The organism is Plesiocystis pacifica SIR-1 (genome assembly GCF_000170895.1).
In the GTDB taxonomy this organism is placed as follows: domain Bacteria; phylum Myxococcota_A; class Polyangia; order Nannocystales; family Nannocystaceae; genus Plesiocystis; species Plesiocystis pacifica.
Genome location: NZ_ABCS01000015.1, coordinates 95,233 through 117,790, shown reverse-complemented (window position 1 = coordinate 117,790; position 22,558 = coordinate 95,233). Strand labels below are relative to the sequence as shown.

General features: G+C 71.0%; 15 protein-coding genes. 7 read left to right on the top strand and 8 right to left on the bottom strand.

The annotated features are described in order from the left end of the window. The first annotated feature begins 391 nt into the window (after positions 1-391). Positions 392-718 carry a hypothetical protein gene (locus tag PPSIR1_RS49220; protein ID WP_198154485.1) on the top strand — a complete coding sequence of 109 codons (327 nt, stop codon included), beginning with the start codon at positions 392-394 and terminating at the stop codon, positions 716-718. Positions 719-738: 20 nt separating this feature from the next. On the opposite strand, the gene PPSIR1_RS10230 is transcribed toward PPSIR1_RS49220, so the two are convergent. The 6 genes from PPSIR1_RS10230 to PPSIR1_RS47655 form a co-directional block, all read right to left on the bottom strand. After that, positions 739-2,151 (bottom strand): hypothetical protein, encoded by a 1,413-nt coding sequence (locus tag PPSIR1_RS10230; RefSeq protein WP_006970965.1) that lies wholly within the window; start codon positions 2,149-2,151, stop codon positions 739-741. A 181-nt stretch (positions 2,152-2,332) separates the two neighbouring features. Next, positions 2,333-3,565, bottom strand: coding sequence for a pyridoxal phosphate-dependent aminotransferase (locus PPSIR1_RS10225; protein ID WP_045115751.1), 1,233 nt, complete (start codon positions 3,563-3,565; stop codon positions 2,333-2,335). A gap of 941 nt (positions 3,566-4,506) precedes the next feature. After that, positions 4,507-6,468, bottom strand: coding sequence for a sensor histidine kinase (locus PPSIR1_RS10220; RefSeq protein WP_006970963.1), 1,962 nt, complete (start codon positions 6,466-6,468; stop codon positions 4,507-4,509). Further along, positions 6,462-8,492 (bottom strand): sensor histidine kinase, encoded by a 2,031-nt coding sequence (locus PPSIR1_RS42355; protein ID WP_053335344.1) that lies wholly within the window; start codon positions 8,490-8,492, stop codon positions 6,462-6,464. The genes PPSIR1_RS10220 and PPSIR1_RS42355 overlap by 7 nt, the downstream gene beginning before the upstream one ends. 261 nt (positions 8,493-8,753) lie before the next feature. Continuing rightward, entirely contained in the window at positions 8,754-9,722 is a 969-nt protein-coding gene (locus tag PPSIR1_RS10210; protein ID WP_006970961.1) for an electron transfer flavoprotein subunit alpha/FixB family protein, read from the bottom strand. Then, complete coding sequence (locus PPSIR1_RS47655) at positions 9,719-10,543, bottom strand: electron transfer flavoprotein subunit beta/FixA family protein (RefSeq protein WP_045115750.1); 825 nt, start codon at positions 10,541-10,543, stop codon at positions 9,719-9,721. The genes PPSIR1_RS10210 and PPSIR1_RS47655 overlap by 4 nt, the downstream gene beginning before the upstream one ends. Positions 10,544-10,747: 204 nt before the next feature. On the opposite strand from PPSIR1_RS47655, the gene PPSIR1_RS42350 reads away from it, so the two are divergent. Both PPSIR1_RS42350 and PPSIR1_RS10195 read left to right on the top strand, forming a co-directional pair. Beyond that, on the top strand, positions 10,748-11,737 hold the full coding sequence (locus PPSIR1_RS42350; RefSeq protein WP_006970959.1) for a DsbA family protein: 990 nt from the start codon (positions 10,748-10,750) through the stop codon (positions 11,735-11,737). A gap of 26 nt (positions 11,738-11,763) precedes the next feature. Beyond that, entirely contained in the window at positions 11,764-12,738 is a 975-nt protein-coding gene (locus PPSIR1_RS10195) for a homoserine kinase (RefSeq protein ID WP_006970958.1), read from the top strand. 9 nt (positions 12,739-12,747) lie between these two features. On the opposite strand, the gene PPSIR1_RS10190 is transcribed toward PPSIR1_RS10195, so the two are convergent. Next, complete coding sequence (locus tag PPSIR1_RS10190; protein ID WP_053335343.1) at positions 12,748-13,587, bottom strand: undecaprenyl-diphosphate phosphatase; 840 nt, start codon at positions 13,585-13,587, stop codon at positions 12,748-12,750. A 151-nt stretch (positions 13,588-13,738) separates the two neighbouring features. Here PPSIR1_RS10190 and PPSIR1_RS10185 point away from each other — a divergent pair, with 151 nt between their 5' ends. The 4 genes from PPSIR1_RS10185 to PPSIR1_RS10170 all read left to right on the top strand — a co-directional run bounded on the left by PPSIR1_RS10185 (position 13,739) and on the right by PPSIR1_RS10170 (position 18,771). Next, a complete protein-coding gene (locus PPSIR1_RS10185; protein WP_157595395.1) occupies positions 13,739-14,812 on the top strand; it encodes a lipase family protein in 1,074 nt (357 codons plus the stop codon). Positions 14,813-14,922: 110 nt separating this feature from the next. Then, a complete protein-coding gene (locus PPSIR1_RS10180) occupies positions 14,923-15,600 on the top strand; it encodes a YceI family protein (RefSeq protein ID WP_006970955.1) in 678 nt (225 codons plus the stop codon). Positions 15,601-15,885: 285 nt separating this feature from the next. After that, the gene (locus PPSIR1_RS10175; protein WP_045115749.1) at positions 15,886-16,512 is read left to right on the top strand and encodes an RNA polymerase sigma factor; all 627 of its coding nucleotides are present in this window, start codon (positions 15,886-15,888) and stop codon (positions 16,510-16,512) included. Positions 16,513-16,638: 126 nt separating this feature from the next. Further along, on the top strand, positions 16,639-18,771 hold the full coding sequence (locus PPSIR1_RS10170) for a S8 family serine peptidase (protein WP_157595394.1): 2,133 nt from the start codon (positions 16,639-16,641) through the stop codon (positions 18,769-18,771). Between the two features lie 39 nt (positions 18,772-18,810). Here PPSIR1_RS10170 and PPSIR1_RS10165 read toward each other — a convergent pair whose 3' ends face one another. Further along, positions 18,811-22,539 (bottom strand): protein kinase domain-containing protein, encoded by a 3,729-nt coding sequence (locus PPSIR1_RS10165; RefSeq protein WP_006970952.1) that lies wholly within the window; start codon positions 22,537-22,539, stop codon positions 18,811-18,813. Positions 22,540-22,558 lie beyond the last annotated feature (19 nt).

The window sequence follows — 22,558 nt, the reverse complement described above, 5'->3', positions numbered from 1 at the left end:
GGGACCGCCGGCTCTCCACGCTCGGTGAGGTCTCGACGAGCTCTCGGAGCAAAGCGATGGCCTCGCGGCGGGGTTCGAGGGCGTCTTCTTCGGTGACGACATCGGCGAGCCTGGTCAGGGCGGCGACGAGCCTGCGCGCGTCACCGCTGGCCCGCGCGCTGCGCAGGGCTTGTCGGGCGAGGGCGATGTTTGGCAGTGACGGACTTCGTAAGGCGGGCTGCTGTGCGTCAGTTGACGGTGCTGGCGCGTCGGAGAGGGCGCGCAGGAGGCCCTCGATGGGCAGGACGAGGCTGCGGATCGTCCACAGATCGGGCGCGTGCCCCGGGCTCGAGTCGAGCCTGTCTAGGGTCGTGGCGAACACGATGCCCCCCCGAGGGAGCCGTCGCCGCAGGTGCTCGCGGCGCTCATTGAGGCGCGACAGCAGCAGAGCCCACGCGTCACCCCAGCCGGGCTTCCCCTCGTTGTCGTCAAAGCGGACGAAGTCGACCCAGCTGATGTCGACGCCGTCTTCTTGGAGGAGCGGTCGGACGATGCGCGCGTCGACTTGGTCGGGGGTGGCACACCGCAAGCGGCGGTGTCGCAGAGATGGCATCGCCCGGAGTCGGGCGTTCAGCTCGTCGACGACGCGGAAATCATTGGTGAACACGAACACGATCCAAAAGTCTTCGGACCACTCGACGTGGGTGCGCAGGCGCTCCCACGCGTCGTCGAGGGTTAGTGGATCGATGCTGCGCTCCATCAGGAGTCGTCGTCAGTCTTGGGCTGCTGGGCGTCGTCCCAGGCCTTGGCGCGGCGGCGGACGTCCTCTCGGATGACCGGATGGACGCCGTACCACTCCGTTCCGTTGCGGTAGGCGAGGACCACGTGGGTGTCGAGGAAGGTCGAGACGCGGTGGTGCAAGCTGGCGTCGGCGAGGTCGAGGGTGCCCCGCGCTTCGATGTCTCGGAGCAAGACCGCCTCGGCGTTGGTGAAGCCCTGGTAGCCGGCGCGCAGCTCCTCGATCGCAGCTGCCCGACGGTCGTCCGGAACGGGGACTCCCGTACGGTTGGCGGCGATCAACAGGTTCCGCAGCAAACGCAGCATGTCTCGGAGGTAGCCGCCAGAGGCGAGGGCGAGCTCGTCAAAGGCGGCGCGGTCCCCCAGGAACCACTCGACCCAGCCTTGGCTACCGCGCGCATTGACGACCTGGTAGAGCATGTCGAGGCCGGGGCGATGAGGGGTGTAGACGTGGTCCAGCCCCTCGTTGCGCTCGCGCACCTTCACGCACAGGACTTGCTCGTAGTTGTCGAAGCCTTCCGTGGTCCCGGCGCGCTGCCAGCGAAGCCACGGAGGGACGGTGTAGATCATGTGCAAGTTGGGCACGCGCATGGACTCGACGTGCCCGCGGAACAGGCGCTCGACCGAGTCAGCGACCTCCCGGGAGTTGGTCGTCAGGCCGCGCAGGTGCTCGATGCTGTCGTAGATGACGACGAGCTGGGTGTCTTCGCCGTGGCGCTCGCGCAGGGCGAGGAGGCAAGCCCCCATGAAGTCGTGAACGTCCTTGCGAAAGGCCCCAACGTGCAGCCGGGTGTGCTCGCGCAGCCGCTCTCGAAAGCTGATGTCGGTCTTGAGGTTGAGCTTGATGTCGACCCCAGCCTCGGCTTCGAGCTCGGCGACGCCGACGTCCCCCCCTGCCTTCGCACCGATCCCCAGCTCGGATGCTTCGATGGTCGTGTTGCGGACCCAGTGAACGAAGCGAGCCCAGTAGCCTTCGTGGCGGGGGTCGTCGCCGAGTAGCTCGGGTACATCGAGGGCGTCGGACAGCGCTCCGGCGGCGGCGAGGAGGAAGTCGACCACCTCGACCGTGTCGGTCATGGGCAGGTAGTCCTCCATGTCGCAGATCACGACCTTGTAAGTGGGGTCCTCTTCGAGGCGCTGCTTGAGCACGCGTAGCTGCGTGCTCTTGCCCGTTCCGCGGTGGCCGCTGAACAGCTGGACGCTCTCCAGAGCGGAGAATTGGATGTGTGTGGCGAGGTCCTCGACGGGGTCCGAGGGCGCGAGCGCGTCGCTGGCGTAGAGGTTGACGAAGGCTGGATCGTCCGGCGAGAGCGGCCGATCACCCGTGGACTGATAGAGCGCTTTGAGCCGCCCGCGGGTCTCCTTGTCGAGCATCGCAGCCAGCCTATCCCCGCCTGATCCCCCGAGCAAGAACGCCCCTCGGGACAGACTGGTCACCCGACCAGCCCATCTTCTTCTCACCTGGCCCGTAGCGCCACCGAGCTGTGTACAGCTCTGGAAGAGTCTCGGGGGTGTGGCTCTGCTCGAGCGCAGGAGAGTGGGGAGACTCCCAGCCCTACCAGCGCCCGCCGCCGGCGATGCGCGAGACCAGGCCGACGATGCGCGAGATGCCCTCGGCGAAGGCGACCGGCGGGGTCAGCAGGGACAGCACGAGGTGGCAGCCGTCGAGGCCGTAGGCCGAGCCGGGCTCCGCCCACACGTCGCAGCGCTCGAGCATGCGCAGCACCCAGCCCTCGTCGTCGAGCTCGCCGAGCTGGGGCAGGGCGAGGACCGCCGACCACCCGGCCTCGACGCCGAGGCGGGCGACGGGGCTGTCGGTGATCGCCGCGTCGAGGGTCTGGAGGTTGGCCTGCACGCGGTTGCGGATCTGCTCTTGCATGGCCTCGCTGGTCGGCAGGATCCGGGCCAGGGCGTACTGGGTCGGGGTCGCGCCGCCGCCGAAGCCAAAGTTGAGGTCGGCGTGGCTGCCGACGATCGCCGCGAGCCGGGCGAGGGCCGGGCGGACGAGCTCCTCGGGGCCGCAGGCGACGGTCCAGGCCAGCTTGAGCTGGGGCAGGGCGGCGACGCTGGCGAGGCCGGAGAGCACGAAGGTCAGGCACTCGCGGTTGTCCCCGACCACCGAGGCGACCCGCGAGGGGCCGGGGTAGAGCGGGTAGTCGACGAACTGCTCGTCGACGATGAGGCTCAGATCGTGGGCGCAGCACAGGCCCTCGATGAGCTCGAGCTCGCGGTGGGTCAGGTAGGAGCCCGTGGGGTTGTTGGGCGCCATGCACAAGATGGCGCGCAGGCGGCCGCTGTGGCGGTTGACGAGGTCCTTCAGGTGGTCCGTGTCGATGGCCCAGTGCCCCTCGTAGGTCAGCGCGTAGGGCACCAGCTCGACGCGGGCGAGCTCGGCGAGGTGCGCGAGGGCGGGGTGGCTGGGCTCGGGGACCAAGATGAGGTCACCGGGGTCGCACAGCAGCGTGAGCAGGTTGGTGTAGGCCTCGGCGACGGTGCTGTTCAGGCACACGTTCTCGGCCCGCGTCGCCAGCCCTCGGCGGGCGTAGTAGAGGCGCGCCACGGCCTCGCGCGCTTCCTCGAGGCCCATGGCGTCGACGGTCGGATCGTCGAAGGTGACCATCTGGGGCTCGAACACCTCCTGGAAGAACTCGGGCGTGTAGCGCAGGCCTAGCGCCGAGGGGCTGGCGCACGACAGATCCAACGCCGTGCGCCCGCAGCCGCTGTGGTGACGACGCGCCTGCGTCAGCCGGGTAGGGGAGACATCCCAGGCCGTACGATTCGAGAACATGACCTCCGAAGGATTGCATGCCTTTCGAATCAAGCGTCCACATTCAAAGGTGAATTTTATGTTTGTACCCTTTTGCCCCAATGGGGTATTGGGCGCACTCTCGAATGCGCCAAACGCCCAATGGATCATTCGCTGTCCCAGCTGTACTACGGGACAGGGCGCGAATCACAGCGTCTGGGGCAGAACGACACAGGTACGGCAGGGAGGTGCAGCGGCGCGCGTCGACCGGGTGAGGTGGGCGATTTGCGCATTGAAGCGAGACCCCGTTCACCGACCAAATACACATATTTGGTCATATTCATATTGCGGCAGTGTGTCTGAATGCGAGAACGAGGGGTGGGCGCCAATCTGGCAAAACGAGCAAGCTTTGATCGAAAGCCCATCGCGCGATCAAAGCGCGAAGCTGGGCTGGGTTGCGGCCGAATTCACGCGCGATTCACAAGTTCACGCGGTCTACACCCGGCGCGAAAAAGCGAGCCCACGCGGCGCGGGACGCCCACCTTCCAGACCCACAACCAGGCTGGAATTATTGAACGTCCGGACGCGTTCGCGGACCGCGAGACCGAGGGCTCCGTGACTTTGAAATTTTCACAGTCTCTGTCCACTTGAGCCGTCGTGGACGAGGCCACGCCCTCCCTGCCCCACGTCCACGACTCAACTCGACGCGGCCCGCGAGGTCGCCAGCCAGCGCGAGACGCCCGTTCAGAGGGTCGGCCAAAACGAGTTTTTCCCGACCCTCTGCCTATTTTAGCCGTCGTGGACGACGCCACGCCCTCCCTGCCCCACGTCCACGACTCACAGGCCGTGAACCAATCGCCCCCTTCAGGGGGCGACCCGATGCCCACGCGAAGGCACGAACTCCATTGCCCACCAAGCCAAAGCGGAGGAGCGAGCGACGAAGCGCCCCCGGTCTCGAGGCGCTCGTGGGGGCAAAGCAGTGCTCAGCGCAGCCGCAGCGAGCCCTTCTTGCGGCGGGCGGTCAGCGCCGGGATGCGCAGGGTGAGCTCCATGCCGACGCCCTTGGGCAGGCGCTGCTTGCCCTTGCGGTCGCGGATGGTCAGCGTGCCGGACTGCAGCTCGATGATCGCGGTGGCGATGGGCAGGGCGAGGCCGAGGCCGGTCTGGCCGTGGACGCGGACGAAGCCGCGCTGGGCCTGCTCGATGGCGTTGTCGCCCTCGAGCTCGCGCGGGGTGCGGACGCGGAGCACGACGAAGGTGCGCTGCTCCTCGCCCTCGCCCTCGCGCTCGACGTTGCAGGTCAGCTCGATGGTGCCGGACTCGAGGCCGTCGCCGGCGAAGGCGAGGGCGTTCTCGATGGCCTGGACCGTGCGGTAGGGGTCCGCGAAGGCGGGGGGCAAGCCGGCGGCGGTGCGCGTCGAGAACTCGACGCCGTCGCCGAGCAGCTTGCGCGCGTTTTGGATCGCCCGGGACACGAGGGTCGCCGGCGGGGTCGGCTCGCGGTGCAGCTCCATGCGCCCCGACTCGAGCTTGGCGGTGTCGAGGATGTCGTCGATCTGGCGCAGCAGGTTGCGCCCGGACACGTGGATGTCCTGGACCATGTCGCGCTGGTCCGCCTCGAGCTCGCCCTCGATGCCGGTCATCAACAGCTCGCTGAAGCCGATCACCGAGTTCAGGGGCGAGCGCAGGTCGTGGCTCATGTTGGCCAGGAACTGGCTCTTGAGGCGGTCGGCCTCCTGGCCGTGCTCGATGAGGATGTACTTGGTGACGTTGGCGTCGGTGATCCGCCCGACGAGGCGGTCGACGGCCATGATCATCTCGCGCAGCTCGAGGGTCGCGAAGCTCTGGACCGCGAGGGCCTCGGGCACGTCCCCGCGGGTCACGGCGCCGATCTGCTGGGAGGCGCGCTCGAGGTCGCGCTCGACGTCGCGGACGAGCAGGTGGAGGCTGGCCAGGCCCGCCGCGGCGCCGATCAGGACCACGCTCCAGGCGAGGGCGGCCGAGGGCGCGACGCCGTGGCCGGGGATGGCGTCGGCGTGGGACAGGGCCAGGGCGAAGGCGGGGATGGCCCCGGTCGCGGCGACCAGGCCCAGACCCGCGGGCGCGCCCAGGCGCAGCCGCAGGGAGCGACGCAGGGGCAGGGCCGCGGGTCGCGGGCGCGGGGCGGACAGCAGCTCGGGGACCAGCATGGCGCGCATGCGCGTGGCCAGCAGGGAGGTCGCCTGCAGCATCCCGACGAGCCACGTCGCGGCCAGGCTCGCGGTCACGCCAGGGTCGAGGCTCAGGGCCTCGCGGATCACCGCCAGGTCGGCCGCGCCCGCGACGGCGAGCCACGCGAGCATGCTCGCGGCGGACACCCGCGGCACGACCAGCAAGGTCCTGAACGCGAGCTCGACCTCGCTCGCGCCCCCGTCCCAGCCTTCGTAGCCGTCGCCGGACTCGAAGCCGTCGCCGGACTCGAAGCCCTCGCGCCCGTCGCCGGACTCGAAGTGGGGCTCCCGGGCGCGGGCGGCGTCCTCCCGGGCGCGGCGGTCCCGGGCGCTCAGGAAGGGCCACAGCAGCAGCGAGGGCGCGCCGAGGATGGCCAGGGGCAGGGGCGAGGGCAGGGCCCGGCGGGCGTCGCTGGTCCAGCGCGTGGTCGGCAGGCTCAGGGCCACGTGGATGAGCACGGCGAGCACGGCCAGGGTCGGGAGCCCGACGAGCAGGACCAGGCGCGAGCCGTCCTCGCGGGGGTTGAGGAGGGTCGCCAGCTCCCCGGGGTCGAGGACGACCACGGTCCACGCCGCGGCCAGGGCGACCACGCCCATGGTCAGCAGGGCGACGAGGCCGAGGACGCGCCGCTCGATGAGCAGGCGGTTGTGGACCTGGGGCTGGATCGGCAGGCCGTCGAGGCGCTCGCGGCTCTCGAGCAGCGGGTCGGGGAGCAGCTCGCCCGGGCTCACCACGCGCCTCCGTCGTCGAGGGGCTCCGGGGGCCGGCGGCGGTCTGGCTTCGCGCGGCGGCGCTCAGCCTGGCCGCGGCGCTCGTCGCCGCCGCCGGGCGGCCCGGCGTCGACCGTGCGCCGGTCGGCCTTGGACTCGGTCAGCCGGCGGTCCTCGTCGCGCAGGCGCCGGTCTTTTTTGTAGGCCCGGACCACGGCGAGGGCCATGGCGCTGCGCGAGGCGTGGGCCGAGACGTGCTCGCTGGCGTCGAGCGGCAGGGTCAGGCGGAAGGTCGAGCCCTCGCCGAGGGTGCTCTCGGCCTCCAGCCGGCCGCCGTGGGCCTGGACGATGCGCCGGGCGATGGCCAGGCCCAGGCCCGTGCCCTTGGCCTTGCGCTTGCGCTCGCCGGCCTGGCGGTACTCCTCGAACACCCCGGGCAGCTCGCTCTCGGCGATGCCGATGCCGGTGTCGATGACCGCGATGCTGACGTAGTCGTCCTGCTCGAGCCGGGCGCGCACGGTCACGCTGCCGGTCTCGGTGAACTTGATCGCGTTGCTCATCAGGTTGGTCAGGACCTGACCGATGCGCCGGCGGTCGCACTCGATGGTCGGCAGGTCGTCGGCGACGTCGGCGACGAGCTCGAGCTCGCGGTCGCGGACCTGGGCCTGGTGAATGTCGACGAGCTCCGCGACGAGCTCGTCGAGGGCGCAGTGTTGGACGCGCAGGTCGAGCTCGCCGCTCTCGATCATCGACAGGTCGAGGATGTCGGCGATGAGCTCGTGGAGCTGGCGGCCCCCGGCGAGGATCAGCTTGACGTCCTCGACCTGGGAGTCGTTGAGCTTGGTCTCGAGCAGCAGCTGGGCGAAGCCCATGATCGAGTTCAGCGGGGTGCGCAGCTCGTGGCTGACGGCGGCCAGGAACTCGCCCTTGGCCTGGTCGGCGTCGTGGGTCCGGTCGAGGGCGCGCTGGTAGGTGGACACGTCCTCGGCCAGGCGCGCGCGCAGCTGCTCGAGGTTGCGGAACAGCTCGCCGACGGCGTCGAAGCTGGTCAGGCGCACGGGCCCGGCGAGGGGGCGGCGGGCCGAGCGGGCGTCGTTCCAGCCGATCGCGTCGAGGCGGTTGGCCAGGGCCCGGACGTCGCGGCCGGGGCTGCGGCCCGCGCTGGCGGCGGACAGCACGATCAGCGCCGTGGTGCCGGTCGAGGCGAGGCCGGCGAGCAGCGCCCGGGGCGAGACGAACCACTCGAGCAGCTCGCCGCCGTGGAGCAGGGAGTGGGCGAGCATCAGCAGGCCGCTGGCGACGAGCAGGCCGATGGACTGGCGGACCAGCCGGCGGGCGAGGCTGGGCGGGGCGAAGGTGTTGGCGCCGTCTTGGGCCTCGGAGCGGACGCCGCTGAGGGCGGCGTCACCCCGGCGGCGAAAGGCGCCGCCTTGGATGCTGCCCTGGATGTAGATCGCCGAGGAGCCGGGGTCGGGGTCGGGGTCGCGGGCCGCCCCGCTGGGCGAGGCCGCGACGCCCAGGCGCCCGCGCGCGGCGAAGGTCGAGCCGATCTGCTCGAGCCCGAGGGCGACGAGCAGGCCCGGAGCGCTCGTCGCCGCGAGCACGGCGACGGTGAGCTGCAGCCCTTGCTCGACCCCGAGGCCCCGGCCGAACACGGTCACGACGAGGGCGAGCACGCTGGCGATGGGCGGCATCAGGCCGAACACCGCCGGGGCCGTGCGCACCAGCCGGTCGAGGCTCGGGGTGTTGGCCTCGGACGTGCTCGTGCGCAGGGAGCTGGCGAGGCTCAGGGCCGTCGTCAGCCCGACCACGAACACCGCGATGGGGCGGGCGCGGGCGAGCAGGACCTCGCCCATGTCGAGGAGCAGCAAGAGGCTCAGGGCGAAGCCCAGGTGGACGACGCTGGCGACGATGGTCACGGTCAGCAGCGGTCGCAGCAGCCGACCCGAGCGCGAGCCCGAGTCCGCCGGGCTCAGCGCGGGGAGGGGCCCGGTGACGCTGCGGCGCCGAGGCTTGGGGACCTGGCGCTCATGAGGAGCCGCGGACAATGCGTCCATGGTACCCAAGTCACCCTCTCGCGGGGACGGGGTGCCACCCGAGGCTCGAAAAAAGCAAAGCCCCCGGCGCTCAGCGAGCGGCGGGGGCCAGCTTGGGCCTCGAGCTCAGGGACTGTAAATGAATCCACGCCCCCTTTAGGGGGCGAAGAAAGCCCACGCGGAGGCACGAACTCCATTGCCCACCAAGCCAAAGCGGAGGAGCGGAGCGACGAAGCGCCCCGGTCCCAGCCGCCTGTGGGGGCAAAACAGAGCTCAGCCCTTGCGGGCTTCGAGGGCGGCGATCAGGGCCGGGACGGCGTCTTCCCACTTGGCGACGAGGCCGTAGTCGGCGACCTGGAAGATGGGCGCCTCCTCGTCCTTGTTGATGGCGACGATGGTCTTGCTGCCCTTCATGCCGGCGAGGTGCTGGATGGCGCCGGAGATCGCCACGGCGATGTAGAGGTTGGGCGCGACGATCTTGCCGGTCTGGCCGACCTGGAGATCCGCCGGGACCATGCCCGCGTCGGTCGCCGCACGGCTGGCACCGAGGGCGCCGCCGAGCAGGTCGGTGAGCTGCTCGAGGTGGCTGAAGTTGGCCCCCTCGCGCATGCCACGGCCGCCGGACACGACGACCGAGGCCTCGGTCAGGGCGGGGCGGGAGCTCTCGGTCTTGGAGATGCCGAGGACCTGCGCGCCGCGGACGTCGACGGACGCGCCGTCGATGACCGCCGCCGTGGTGGCCGCGCCAGCCTCGGCCGGGGCGAACTCGCTGCCGCGAGCGGTGAAGAACACCAGATCGCCGCTGAGCTGCTCGTCGAGCAGGGCGCGTCCGGCCGAGATCGGCCGGGTGAAGGTGTCACCCGACTTGACCGCGACGATCTCGGCGCACAGGGCGGCGTCGAGGACGGCGGCGGCGCGGGGCAGGCAGTCGCGCAGGGCGGAGCTGGCCGTGCCGCCGACGACGGCGGGGCTCAGGGTCTTGACCGCGTGGACGACGGCGTCGCCCCAGGCCTCGGCCGTGAACGGCTCGAGGGCCGCGTCGGTGATGGTGTGGACCCCAGCGGCGCCGTAGCCAGCGGCCGCGATCTCGGCTCCTTCGGCGGCCGCGTTGGCGCCGAGGACGAGGAGGTGGAGCTCAGCGCCGCGGGCGTCGGCGATCTGCTTGCCCGCGGTGATGCCCGGGAGGCAGTGCGAGCGGATCTTCCCGCCTGCGGTCTCGAGGACGACGAGTACCTTGCTCATAGAACCTTCGCCTCCGTAGCCAGCTTCTCGACCAGCTCCTCGACGGAGCCGACCATCTGACCGGCGGCCCGCGCCGCGGGCTTGTTGATGGTCGTGGTCTTCTCACCACCCGCGCTCTCGACCCCGAGGTCGGCCGGCGTGACGGTCTTGACCTTCTTGCGCTTGGCCATGGTGATGCCGCGGAGCGAGGCCAGGCGCGGCCCGTCGGTGAACTTGTGGTCCGCCGGGTTGATGCCGTTGCGCACGCTAGTGGGCAGGACGACGCGCAGATCGACGGTCACGAGCGCCGGCAGGGGGACCTGCTTCGTCTCGACACCGTCATCGACTTCGCGCGCGACCTTGAGGCTGTTGCTGCCCTGGTCCCAGTCGACCTCGGCGGCGAAGCAAGCCTGCGGCCAGCCGAGCAGCGCGGCGACGCGCTGACCCACCTGGTTGCCCTCGTTGTCCTGGGACAACTTGCCGGTGATGACCATGTCGACGCCCTCGTCTTGGGCGACCTTGGCGATCATCTTGGCGATGGCGGCGGTGTCATAGTCCGCGTCGTTGGCGTCGACGATCACACCGCGGTCGCCACCCATCGCCAGGAACTGCGTCATGTGTTGACGCTGCTTGGCGGGGCAGATCGAGAGCACGATGATCTCGGCGTGTTTCGTTTTCTTGCTGCCGACGTCCTCCGCGAGCCGCAGGGCGGTCTCGACGGCGTACTCGTCGAAGGCGTTGGGGACCCACTTTACCGAGCTGAGGTCGAGCCCGCCGTTGGCGAACTTGAGGTTCTCATCCGGGTCAGGGATCCGCTTGACGGTCACGAGAATCTTCGTCAAGAGGTCTCCTCCTATTCGGTCGGCTGTATGGCCCGTGTGAGCCTTGCCGTCAAGAGCCAAACGCGCATAAAAGCCCCCCCGAACTCGGTTCGCGCTGGGTTTTGGGCTTTTCTCGGATCGGCACTGGCGCGCACTGGGCAGCCTTGCGGGCGACCCCGCCCTGCGATAGCGTTCGGCCCGCGTAAATTCCGCGCGCGACCTGCAATGCGTTTCTTCCGCGATCTCCCCGAGCGCAGCTCTCTGGCCCTCGCCCTGACCACCGCCACGGTCCTCGCCACCACGGCGTGCACGGCCTGCACCCCACCTGCCGCGGATCCGGACGGGACCTCTCGGGGCCCCAACGGCGCGGCCGCGGGCGGCGACGGCAAGCAGGCCGAGAGCGATCGGCCCCAGCTCGACCCGCCCTCCGAGGCGGAGATGATCCGCGAGGCCAAGGGCGTCGACCTGAGCAAGCTCAACGAGACCCAGCAGGCGACCTTCTTCACCTTGATCAACGTCGAGCCGAGCGCCTGCGACAAGCCGCACTCGCTGGCGACCTCGCTGCGCGACGACGCGGAGTGCCGCGACTCGATGATCGTCGCCCAGTTCATCGCCGACCGCCTGGCCGAGGGCGCGACGCCCTCGGACATCAAGCTCGACATCGACGTGGTCATCGACGCCCTCGAGGTCCGCGACATCCCCGTCGAGGGCCGGCCGACCTACGGCAACGATCTGGCCCCGGTGACCGTCGTCGTGTTCGCCGACTTCCAGTGCCCGCACTGCCGCATGGAGGCGCCGGTGCTGCGCAAGGCCGTGCAGCAGTACCGCGGCCGCGCCAAGCTCGTGTTCAAGCACTACCCGCTGCGCAGCCACGGCCGGGCCGAGGTCGCCGCCCAGGCCTGCGAGGCCGCCCACCTCCAGGGCAAGTTCTGGGAGATGCACGACCTGGTCTTCGACCACCAGACGCAGCTCGAGGACGCCGACCTCGAGCGCTACGCCAAGCAGATCGACGGCCTCGACGTCGCCAAGTGGAAGGCCGACATGGCCACCGAGGACGTCAAGCTCGCGGTCGCCAAGGACCGCAAGATCGGCGACGCCCTCGGCATCCAGGGCACGCCGGCGGTCTACATCAACGGCCGCACGGTGACCCCGCTGCTGTGGGGCGGCAGCCTCGAGGCGTGGATCGACGACGCCCTGCGTCGCCCCTCGAAGTGAGGCAGTGAGGCAGTGAGGCCCGGACCATGACAGCCCCGACGGCCCGTCCCTGGATCGAGGCCTACGCGCCCGCGACCATCTCCAACCTCGGGCCCGGTTTCGACTGCCTGGGCCTGGCCGTGCACGGGCCGGGCGACACCGTCCGAGCCCGGCGCTGCGACGAGCCCGGCGCGCGGCTGCTGAAGATCACCGGCGACGGCGGGCGCTTGCCCCTGGGCGCCGCCGAGAACACCGCCTGCGTCGCGGTCACGGCCATGCTCGAGGCCCTCGGCCACGGCCCGGGCTCCAGCCGCCCGCTGGGCGTGGAGCTCGAGCTCGACAAGGGCCTGCCCCTGGGCAGCGGCCTGGGCTCCTCGGGCGCGAGCGCGTGCGCGGCCCTGGTCGCCGCGGCCCGGGCCCTCGACCTCGAGGTCGGCAGCGACGTGCTCATCGACGCCGCCCGCGAGGGCGAGCGCGTCGCTTGCGGCACGGCCCACCCCGACAACGTCGCCCCGGCGATCCTCGGCGGCGTGGTGCTCATCGCCAACACCGAGCCGCTGCGCGTGATCCCCCTGCCCGCCCCGGACTCGCTGTTCTTCGCGGTCTACACCCCGGGCTGCGAGGTCCGGACCGCCGACGCCCGGGCCGTGCTGCCCAGCGCCGTGAGCCTGGGCGCGGCGGTGCGCCAGTCCGCGCGCCTGGGCCTGCTCGTCCACGCCCTGCACACCGGCGACCTGGCCCTGCTCGGCGAGGCGGTCACCGACGACATCGTCGAGCCGGCCCGCGCCCACCTGATCCCGGGCTTCGTCGACGCGAAGGTCAACGCCCTCGAGGCCGGCGCCCTCGCCTGCACCATCAGCGGCGCCGGGCCGACCACCTTCGCGATGAGCGGCGACGAGCAGCGGGCCCACGCCCTGCTCGAGATCCTCGACGAGACCTTCACCCACGCCGGCGTGCCGGGGAAGGGTCGCGTCGAGCAGGTCGGGCCGGGGGCGCGGGTGACCTCGCGCCCGCTGAACTAGCAGGCTGGCCTAGCCGAGCGCGATGGCGATCCCGCCGATCAGCGCCAGGTAGGGGACGAAGGGCAGCAGGCCCACGCGCTCGATCAGCTTCAGCAGCAGCGACAGCGAGGCCAGCCCGACGAGAAAGCTCAGCGCGAAGCCGAGGGCGAAGGGCCCGGGCTCGAAGCTCGGGGGCGCGTCGCTGGTCAGCAGGCCCAGGGCCTCCTTGGCCGTGGCCGCGGCGACGGCGGGGATGCTGAGCATGAAGGAGAAGCGAGCCGCGCGGGCCCGCCCCATGCCGAGGGCCAGAGCGGCGGCGATGGTCGAGCCGCTGCGCGAGACCCCGGGGGCGACGGCGAGGAGCTGGGCGAAGCCGATGAGCAGGGCGCGGCCGAGGCTGGGGGGCTGGGTCGGCTCGTCGACGGGGACCTGCTCCGTGCGCCGGTGGGTGAAGCCGAGCAAGGCGGCGGTCAGCAGCAGCGCGCCGCCGATCCACCGGACCTCGCCCTCCATGCGCACGATCAGCTCCTCGACCGCGGGGATCAGCACGAGCGCCAGGGGCAGGGAGCCGACGACCATCGTGGCCAGCAGCGAGCGGGCCCAGGGGACGGCCTCGGGGTCGACGAGCCCGCGGGCCAGATCGAGGAGCTCGCGGCGGTAGACCGTCAGGACCGCGAGCAAGGTGCCCGCGTGGACGACGATGTTGAAGGTGTGGCCCGCGGCTTCGGCGTCGACCCCCAGCCAGGCCTCGACCAGGGAGAGGTGGCCCGAAGACGAGATCGGCAGGAACTCGGCCACGCCCTGGAGGGCACCCAGGAAGGCCGCGAGGCCGTAACCCAGGCCGGCGCCAGGCTGGGCGAGGGCCATCATGGCTCGCTTGTAGACGAAGGGGTGCGGAGCTCGCAAAGAATGTACGCCGACAGCGATGTGTCAGATCGCGCGTCACGAGCGCGGCCTCGCGGCGCATGGATCTTCTGGCCACTTTTACCTCCCTCCGCGGGCTGCTAGGGTCTGCGTGCCGATGCATGTGAGTGCGGAGCAGGTGCAGCTGTGCCTGTCGATGATCGCCTACGCGGGCTCCCACGGGGATCCTTCGCGGTCGAGCGCGGCCCTGCATCGAACCATCGCCAGCTACCTCGAGCGGCTCTTGCCCGAGGCTGGCCTCGAGCTGACCTGGGGCCCGGCGAGCGTGCGCCCGTGGTGGCAGTCCAGCGCGCCCGCGGTGGTCGGCTTCGTCGTCGCGCCCCAAGACGGCGGGGTCGGGCCGCACCACCTCGTGCTCCGCGGCGGCGGCTTGCTGACCCTCTCGGCCGAGCTCGTCGAGGGCCTCGGCTGCCTCGAGCAGGCGCCGTGGCTGTGGCTCCAAGGCGACGACGACGATCTGGCCCCGGCGATCTGCGCGGGCCTGAGCCGCTGCCTCGACGCGGTCCACCGCCTGACCCCGGACGAGGGCCTGCCGGGAGGTGGGCGCAGCCTCGCCGAGCACCTGCGCGAGGCCATCGCCGCGACCCCGGACAGCCGCCGCTTCGTCCTCGACGTGGTCGGCCACGGCGTCGGCGGATCGCTGGCCTCGGTCGTCGCGCTGTGGCTGCGGGACACGCAGGGGAGGCGCTCGGCCCGGGAGGAGTCCTGGGATCCCCAGCGCCAGGCCAAGCTGCGCTGCACCGCCTTCGCCAGCCCCACCCCGGGCAACGCCGACTTCGCGGGCTACCTCGAAGAGCGCCTCGAGGGCGAGCTGGCCCTGGTGTCCAACACCCTCGACCCGGCCTCGATGCTGTGGGACGCCCAGGCCATGCTCGGCCTGCCCGGGCTCTACCAGCCCCACGTCGACGAGTCCCCGGGGGTGCGGCTGTTCGTCGACGCCCTCGCCAACGAGATCGAGCGCCAGGGCATCGACTACGAGCAGGTCCCGACCTCGATCCTCGAGGGCGAGCTGTGCACCACGCTGCCCCCGAGCTTCGCGGCCCAGGCCGAGTACCAGCACGTCCACGCCTACGTCGAGCAGCTGGGCCTGGGCGGGCGCCTGGACCGGGCCCTGCTCGGCGAGCTGCTCGGGCGCAGCGCGAGCACCGACGACGGCCCGCTCGCGCAGTAGCCATCGCGCCCCGCGAACGGAGCCATCGAGTTTTTGAGCCGTCCGGTTGTCCATCTGGGGGACGCACGCGCCCGCGCTCCTTGCTATGAGTGCGGCCGAGGATTCAGACCATGCGCAGCATCAGCATCGGAACCCCCATCTTTGCCCTGGCGCTGGCCGTGGGCCTGAGCACCGCCGCTTGCAAGAGCGAGATCGACGACAAGCCGGCGGCCAAGACCGAAAAGGCCGCGCCCGACAAGGCGGAGGGCGACAAGGCGGAGGGCGACAAGGCGGAGGGCGACGGGGCCGAGGAGGTGAAGATCCCTCTGGCCGCGGACAAGTCCAAGGTCGGCTTCATCGGCGCCAAGAAGACCGCCGACCACAAGGGCAGCTTCGGGGAGATCAGCGGCGAGGCCACCATGGCCGGCACCGAGGTCACGGGCTTTTGGGTCTCGGTCAAGATCGCGTCCATGACCACCGACGCCGACGGCCTCACCAAGCACCTCATGGGCGCCGACTTCTTCGACGCCGAGCAATTCCCCGAGGCCAAGTTCACCGCCCTCGAGATCACCGCGAAGGCCGGGGAGAACGGGGCCACCCACGAGATCGCTGGCAACCTCGAGATGCACGGCCAGACCAACAAGATCACCTTCCCGGCGACCGTCGAGGTCGGCGCGACGGGCATCGTTGGCAAGGCGGACTTCAAGATCAACCGCAAGGACTGGGGGATCGTCTACGCCGGCATGCCTGACGACCTGATCAAGGACGACGTCGCCCTCCAGCTCGACCTCACCTTCCCGCGCGCCTGAGTCGTGGACGTGGGGCAGGGAGGGCGTGGCGTCGTCCACGACGGCTAAAGTAGACAGAGGGTTGGCCAAACTCGTTTTGGCCGACCCCTGACCTCGGGGCGAGGCGTCTCGACCCACGACATCATTTTCGTTCGAGTCGCGGACCGCGGAGCCTTCGGGCTTCGCGGTCCTTTTGTTGCCCCGACCGTGGGCCGGCGCCTGCGTCGAGTGCGGGGCTCGGCGCCGCCCCGACACGCCGAGACAAGGACCGGTCTTTGGACCTCGGACGCGCTAGACTCGTGTGACGTGTCTTCCGACGCCGAGTTGCTCGAAGCCTGGCGCGGCGGGGATCGTCGGGCCGGACGGCAGTTGTTCGAGCGCTATTTCGTCGAGCTGACCCGCTTTTTCCGCAACAAGGCGGGTCCTGACGCTCAGGATCTGGTCCAGCGAACCTTCCTCGCGTGCGTCGAAGGCGTCGAGCGCTACCGCGGCGAGGGGAGCTTCCGCAGCTGGATCTTCGGCGTCGCCTACAAGCAGCTGTGCAAGCACTACCGGGCCAAGGTCCGGGAGGACGCCCACGTGGACTTTGGGACGGTGACGGCCTTCGAGCTGGACCCGACCCCGAGCCAGGTGCTCGCCCGGCGCCGGGAGCATCAGCTCCTGCTCGAGGCCCTGCGCCACATCCCCGTGGAGCTGCAGGTCGCCCTCGAGCTGCGCTACTGGGAGCAAATGACCGAGGCTGAAATTGCGATGACCCTCGGCATCCCACTGGGGACACTCAAGAGTCGGCTGCGACGCGCTCGTCAGCTCCTCGCGGAGCGCTTGCGAATGTCAGCCAGCTCACCCTCGGAACTCGAGAGCACCCTCGGGAGCCTCGAGGACTGGGCCGAGCAATTGCGCGGCCTCGTGGCGGGCAGCAGCCGCGGCGGATGACGCTCAGTTACTTGGAAAATTTGAACTTTTACTTAAACCTTTTCGGCCAAATTGGGACGGCCTGATCAGAACCCCAGCCGATGTCTTCGCCGGTGTCGGATTGTGGGGATCGGTCTGAAGGACGACATGACGAAAGCCCGACTCTTCCTCGCTGGTGTGCTGGTTCTCAGTGCGTGTGACCTCGAAGCGCCAGACTCCGAGGACGTCGAGGCCCTCGACGAGGAGACTCCCCACGCGGGGGGCGGCGCCCACGAGGGGGCTGGCGCGGGCGATCTGCAGTCGCCCGGCGCCGAGCAGCACCCCTTCTCCCTCGAGATCGGGGTCTGCCCTGGGGCCAAGCGGGTCATCGGGATCCTCGACTCGGGGACGGACTGCAGCCTCGGCGGGGCGTTGCCCAGCCAGTGGACCGGGACGCAGCTGTTCGCCAGCGGCTCGCCCGGCGTCAGCGCGCTGACCGAGCCCCTGCCCCCCGGCTTCGAGGCCTTTTGCGCCTTCGACTACACCGACACCGAAGGTGAGATCGCCCTCGCGGACTATTCCGCGCTCTTCTCCGTCGTCGACGCCGCCCCCAACCTCCAGCGCTCGAGCATGTCCGCGGACTGCCGCGGGGAGTTCGAGCAGGGCGACCTCCACGACCCGAGCGTGGGCACGGGCCTGCGCCAGGCCTTCACGGCCAACATCGACTGGGACGGCGGCCTTCAGATCGACACGGACTACGCCGACCGCGACCACGTCGAGGTCGCGGTGCTCGACACGGCCTCGGAGGCGGCGCTCAACGATCCGCAGCTGACGCCGACGCACGCCCACGGCGCGCAGATGGCAGGGCTCATCGAGGCCATCGACTGCCCCGCCCAGCGCCCCGAGTGCCTGGAGCGGGTGCGCAACGTCATGGCGCTGCCGCGGACCGACTGGAGCGCCGCGCCCAGCTGGGTCGAGGGGGGTCGCACTGGCACCCAGGGTGACCTGGCGATGGCGGTGTTCGAGGCCGTGCAGGGCTGGCGCGCTCGCCGTATCGCCGACCCCGACGCGGCCTCGCGGCTGGTCTTGAACCTGAGCCTGGGCTGGGAGCGCCTCGGGGATCAGGCCGTCGACACCTCTCGGGGGCCGGCCGCCGCGCTGCTCCTCGCGCTGCAGCACGCGAGCTGCAACGGCGCCCTGACCCTCGCGGCGGCGGGCAACGTCGCCGACGACCGCTGCCCCGACCTCTACTCGGGGCCGCTCGCGCCGGCGAGCTTCGAAGCCATGGCCGCGCCGACGGGCGCCGAGTGCTCGACCTTCGGCTTCGCCGCCCTCGACGAAGTGAACCATCCGGTGGCCGCGCCGGCTGGCAGCTACGCGCCTCTGGTCCACGCCGTCGGCGCCCTCGACGAGTTCGACGCGCCGCTGATCAACGCCCGCCCCGGCGGCATGCCACGCCTCGCGGCCCTCGGTGCTCACGGGCTGGGCTCGGGCGATCAGGCCCTCGCGGGCAGCTCGGTGTCCACGGCGGTGGTCGCGGGCACGGCCGCGGTGGTGTGGTCCTACCGCCCCGAGCTCACGGCCGCGGAGGTCATGGACACGATCTACGCCAACGGCTACGCGACCTCCGACAGCGCCGACTTTGGCCTGGGCCACGATCCCATGGCGGCGGCGACGGTGCGTCGCGTCTCGGTGTGCGCGGCCCTCGACGCGGCGTGCACGGATCAGAGTGCGGCCTGCCCGGTGCCGGGGTGCGCGGCGACGGCCCCCGCCGAGGACGGCTACCTCACCGCCTACGCCGACGCGGTGGCCCAGGTGCTCAGCGATCCGAGCACCGCCATCGACGATCACGTCGAGGGCTCGGACGCCGTCGCGGCGGTGTGCCCCGAGTCGGCCCCGGGGATGACCAACCTGAGCACTCCGCAGCCGCCGCTACCGATCTGCTCGCACTGTACGGTGGTCAAGAAGCCCGGCACGACCAAGGCCGATGACCAGCTGCTGATGACCATCGCGCCCGACTACGTCGGCAACGTCGTCGCGTTGACCCTGGTCATCCAGCAGGCCCAGGCCGACGACCGCCACGTATTCGAGCTCGACGCCGAGGTCATCGCCAGTCTCAACAGCCAGGGGGGCGAGGTCGACGTCACGCGCGTATTCCTCGATGCTCCCGACGCGGAGACCGGCTCCCTCGAGTTCGTGCTCGTCGACGGAAGCGTGCAGAGTAACCGGGTCGCGGTGACCACCGAGGTGGCGCCCGTGCAAGAGCCGGAGCCCGAGCCGCAACCCGAGCCACAGCCCTGAGTTGGACGCTCGTATCGGGCGCTGACAGAGCGCGGGTGCTCAGCGCCCGCGCTCTGCTTCACATTCGGCCCAGCGCAGCTGAGCTTGGCTCGGGTCCTCGCCCAGTTCACGGGCGCGGCGCTCGACGTCGAGGCACCACAGCGACGCCGCCTCGAGTCGGGCTTGCAAGAGCGCGGGCTCGGTGTCGAGTTGGTCGAGGTCCCAGCGCTTGACGCTGCCGTCCATGGAGCCGGACAGCAGCCAGCGGCCATCGCGGGTGATCACGAGCTTGGTCACGGCGTTGCTGTGACCCGAGAGTACGAGGGCCGCCTCGGGGTTCGGGCGGCCAGGCTCGGGGGACGGCCAGATGCGGATGGTGTTGTCCTGTGAGGCCGTGATGGCGCGGCCATCGGGGAGGAAGCGCGCGGCCCACAGTCCCTCGGCGTGGCCGCGCAAGGTGTACAGGAAAGCGCCGTCTGCGACGGCCCATACCCGGGCCTCGCCGTCGAGAGAGGCCGTCACCATGCGCTCACCCCGGGCGTCGAAGTCGATGGACCACACGGCTTGGCGGTGGCCGGCGAGTTCGAGAGTGTCCCGAGGGTCTTCGCTCGGCCACAGTCGCACGGTTCCATCGTCGGCGCCCGTGGCCAGGGTGCGACCATCGGGCGCGCGGACGAGGGTGAGGACCTTGCCGCGATGGCCGTCGAGCTGGGCCCGGAGCGCGCCGGTCTCGGCGTCGTAGATGTGCACGCTACCGTCGCTCATGCCGCTGACCAGGCGCGCGCCGCCGGGCTCGAAGTCGATGGTCGTGGCATCGAGCTCATCGAGGTCGAGGGTGTGCTCGAGCTCGCCGGTGGTCGCGTTCCACAGGCGCAAAGTGTGGTCGATGGAGGTCGAGGCCAGGCGCTCGCCTGCGTCGTCAAAGTGCAGCGCCCAGACCGGAGTGGTGTGGCCAGACAGCTCGCGTATCGCCCGAGTCTCGGGCGCCCACAGGGTGATCTTGCCCGAGCCCCTCCCGATCGCCAGGGAGCCGCGCTTGGTGGCGAAGTCGATGGCGTGGACGGAGTCCCCCTCGAGGCCCAGCTCGGCGAGCTCGCGGCCGGTGTCGATGTCCCACAGCTCGATCTTCCCGTCCTGGGTCGCGCTGGCGAGTCGGCCCTTGCTCGGGTCGATGGCCAGGGCAGCGATCACGTTGCTGTGTTCGACCAGCGAGCGCTGCAGGGTGGGGCGGTGCAGGTCCCACACGCGCAGCGTCGCGTCGTAGGAGCCGGTCGCGAGCCAGCGCCCCTTGGGGCCTACGGCCATGCGCGAGATGGCTTGACTGTGACCCGAGAAGCGCTGGGGGATCGCGCGGCCGTCGCTGCGCCAGCGCTGGACCTCTCCGTTGAAGTTGGCGACGACGAGGTTCTGGCCGTCGAGCTCGAAGCTCAGGGCCCAGACCGCGTAGGTCTGGGGCAGGGACATGGAGGGCAGTTCGCCGTCGAGGTCGAGGACGCGGACGTCTTCGTACTGCGCCGCGATCGCGACGCGACTGCCGTGTACGTCGAGGGCGGTGATCGGCGCGGCGTATTGGGTGACGAGCCGGGTCGTGCCTGTGCTCTCCAGCTGCCGCTGCGCGAGGTCTTCGCCCGTGACCCCATCCTCGGGCGCGGCCCGGGCGTCGGGCTTCCACAGGTGCACGGAGCCGTCGTCGGAGCCCGTGACGATGCGGCCGTCGTCGACGAAGTGCAGGTGATAGACGTCGGCGCCGTGGTGCGTCGAGCGGGCGAGCTCGCGGCCGTCCTCGACGTGCCATAGCCGGGTGCTGTGATCGGTGCCGGCCGAGACCACGCGCGCGCCGGTCGAGTCGAAGTCGATGGCCAGCACGGGGCCCCGGTGGCCCTCGAGCTCGCGGCGCTCGCCGGTCGCGACCTCGGTCAGGGCCACGACGCCGTCCTTGGACGCGCTCGCCAGCCACCGCCCGGTGGGGTCGAAGCGCAGCGCGGTCAGCTCGTCCGAGTGCTCGGCGATGACCCGCTCGCGACGCGTCGCTCGGGTCCACAGCCGGGCCGTGCGATCGGCGGAGGCCGAGGCCACGCAGCAGCCGTCGGGGCTGACCGCGACCGCGTAGACCTCGCGCTCGTGGCGGAGGATGGGCTCGCCGACGCCGGTGGTGAGATCCCAGCGCCACACCGAGCCGTCGTGGGAGGCCGAGTAGACCGCGCTCGCGTCGGGGGCGAAGGCGAGGTCGGCGAGCACGTTCCGGTGCCCGCTGAAGATCGCGTAGCTGAGCGAGCGGCCGAGGATCTCGTTGGCGGCCGAGACCCACTCGGCGGTCTCGCGCTCGCTGCCCTCGACCTCGCGCAGCAGGGCCGCCGCGACCGTCGAGTCCTCGCGGTCGAGCACGCCCTCTTTGGGTCGGTAGCGGCGGTAGGCGCCCATGCGCGTGGCGTTCTTGGCCCGGCGCGCGTCGTCGTTGGCCTGGCGAAAGCCGCGCTCGCGCTCGAGGTCGAGGAGCTCCTCGGTGAACCCGCTCCAGTAGCGCGAGCGGGCGTTTTGCCGGGCCTCGGCCGAGGCCCGCATGGCCAGGGCGGCCATCAGCGAGAGGGTCACCCCCGCGAGCGCGCCGCGACGCCAGCGACGGCGGCGGAGCACGTCGGGGTCGCGGGACAGGGCGTGGAGCATGGCCCGCATCGAGGGCCAGCGATGGTTGGGGTTGGTGGCCAGGCCCCGGCGCAGGATGGTCCGCAGCCACGCCGGGACCTCGGCGCTGTTGCGCGGCTCGTCGATCTCGCCCTCGAGCACGTTCTCGACGAGCTGCTGGAGGTTGCGGCCGGCGAAGGGGCGCTGGTCGTGGAGCGCCTCCCACAGCGCGACGCAGAAGCTGAACTGGTCGCTGCGCGCGTCGGCCTTGAGGCCGCGGTGCTGCTCGGGGGCCATGTAGGCCGGCGTGCCCATGACCGTGCCGGTCTCCGTCAGCGGCGTGTCGAGGACGATCGCGAGCTCGGCGGACTGCGACGGGGGGGCGGGCCTGGGCTGGACCGCGTCGGGCTCTTTGGGCTCGGGGGCGCGGATCGAGGTCTCGCTGCCCCGCTGGGCGCCCCGGGAAGAGGCGTGCGTGCCCGCGACGCCGTGTTGGGACTGGCTCAGCGCAGCCTCGAGGTCCTCGGGGGGGTGGGTGATCTCGATGTCCGGGGTGTGCTGGGCGAGGCCAAAGTCGGCCACGCGCACGCGGCCGTCGTCGCCCACGAGCACGTTGTCGGGCTTGAAGTCGCGGTGGACCAGGCCCGCGTCGTGGGCCGCGGCCAGGCCCTCGCCGGCTTGCAGGAAGGTGTCGACGATGGCCCGCCAGGTGCGCGGCTCGGCCTTGAGCCAGTCGCGGAGGTTCGAGCCGCCGACGAACTCCATGGCCACGAACAGCTCGTCGTCCTCGTGCTCGCCGACCTCGTGGACCGTGACGACGTTGGGGTGGGCGAGGCGAGCCATGGCCTGGGCCTCGCGCTGGAGCCGGACCCGGGCGCGCCGGCCGACCCGGTTCGAGCGCAGCAGCTTGAGCGCGACCCGTCGACCGAGGCGCTGATCTTGGGCCACGTAGACCACGCCCATGCCCCCCGCCCCGACCGTGCCGATGATCGTGTAGTGGCCGATGTGGACCGGCGTCTCGGGGGTCCCGAACAGCGCCGCCTCGAGCTCGGCTTTTTGTTGCCGGGTCTCCAGGCCGAGGGCTTTACCGCGGAGCGGGGAGGGGGTCGGGCTGTCCGAGGCGAGCGTTCCCCGTGGTCGCTCCGTATCGTCGTCCTCGATGCTCATACCCCGGAACCATCATAAC

Bases quoted from the DNA above. Each gene is read 5' to 3' on its own strand.
- PPSIR1_RS10230 (WP_006970965.1), bottom strand. From the start codon at position 2,151: ATGCTCGACAAGGAGACCCGCGGGCGGCTCAAAGCGCTCTATCAGTCC.
- PPSIR1_RS10225 (WP_045115751.1), bottom strand. From the start codon at position 3,565: ATGTTCTCGAATCGTACGGCCTGGGATGTCTCCCCTACCCGGCTGACG.
- PPSIR1_RS10210 (WP_006970961.1), bottom strand. From the start codon at position 9,722: ATGAGCAAGGTACTCGTCGTCCTCGAGACCGCAGGCGGGAAGATCCGC.
- PPSIR1_RS42350 (WP_006970959.1), top strand. From the start codon at position 10,748: ATGCGTTTCTTCCGCGATCTCCCCGAGCGCAGCTCTCTGGCCCTCGCC.
- PPSIR1_RS10195 (WP_006970958.1), top strand. From the start codon at position 11,764: ATGACAGCCCCGACGGCCCGTCCCTGGATCGAGGCCTACGCGCCCGCG.
- PPSIR1_RS10190 (WP_053335343.1), bottom strand. From the start codon at position 13,587: ATGATGGCCCTCGCCCAGCCTGGCGCCGGCCTGGGTTACGGCCTCGCG.
- PPSIR1_RS10185 (WP_157595395.1), top strand. From the start codon at position 13,739: ATGCATGTGAGTGCGGAGCAGGTGCAGCTGTGCCTGTCGATGATCGCC.
- PPSIR1_RS10180 (WP_006970955.1), top strand. From the start codon at position 14,923: ATGCGCAGCATCAGCATCGGAACCCCCATCTTTGCCCTGGCGCTGGCC.
- PPSIR1_RS10170 (WP_157595394.1), top strand. From the start codon at position 16,639: ATGACGAAAGCCCGACTCTTCCTCGCTGGTGTGCTGGTTCTCAGTGCG.
- PPSIR1_RS10165 (WP_006970952.1), bottom strand. From the start codon at position 22,539: ATGAGCATCGAGGACGACGATACGGAGCGACCACGGGGAACGCTCGCC.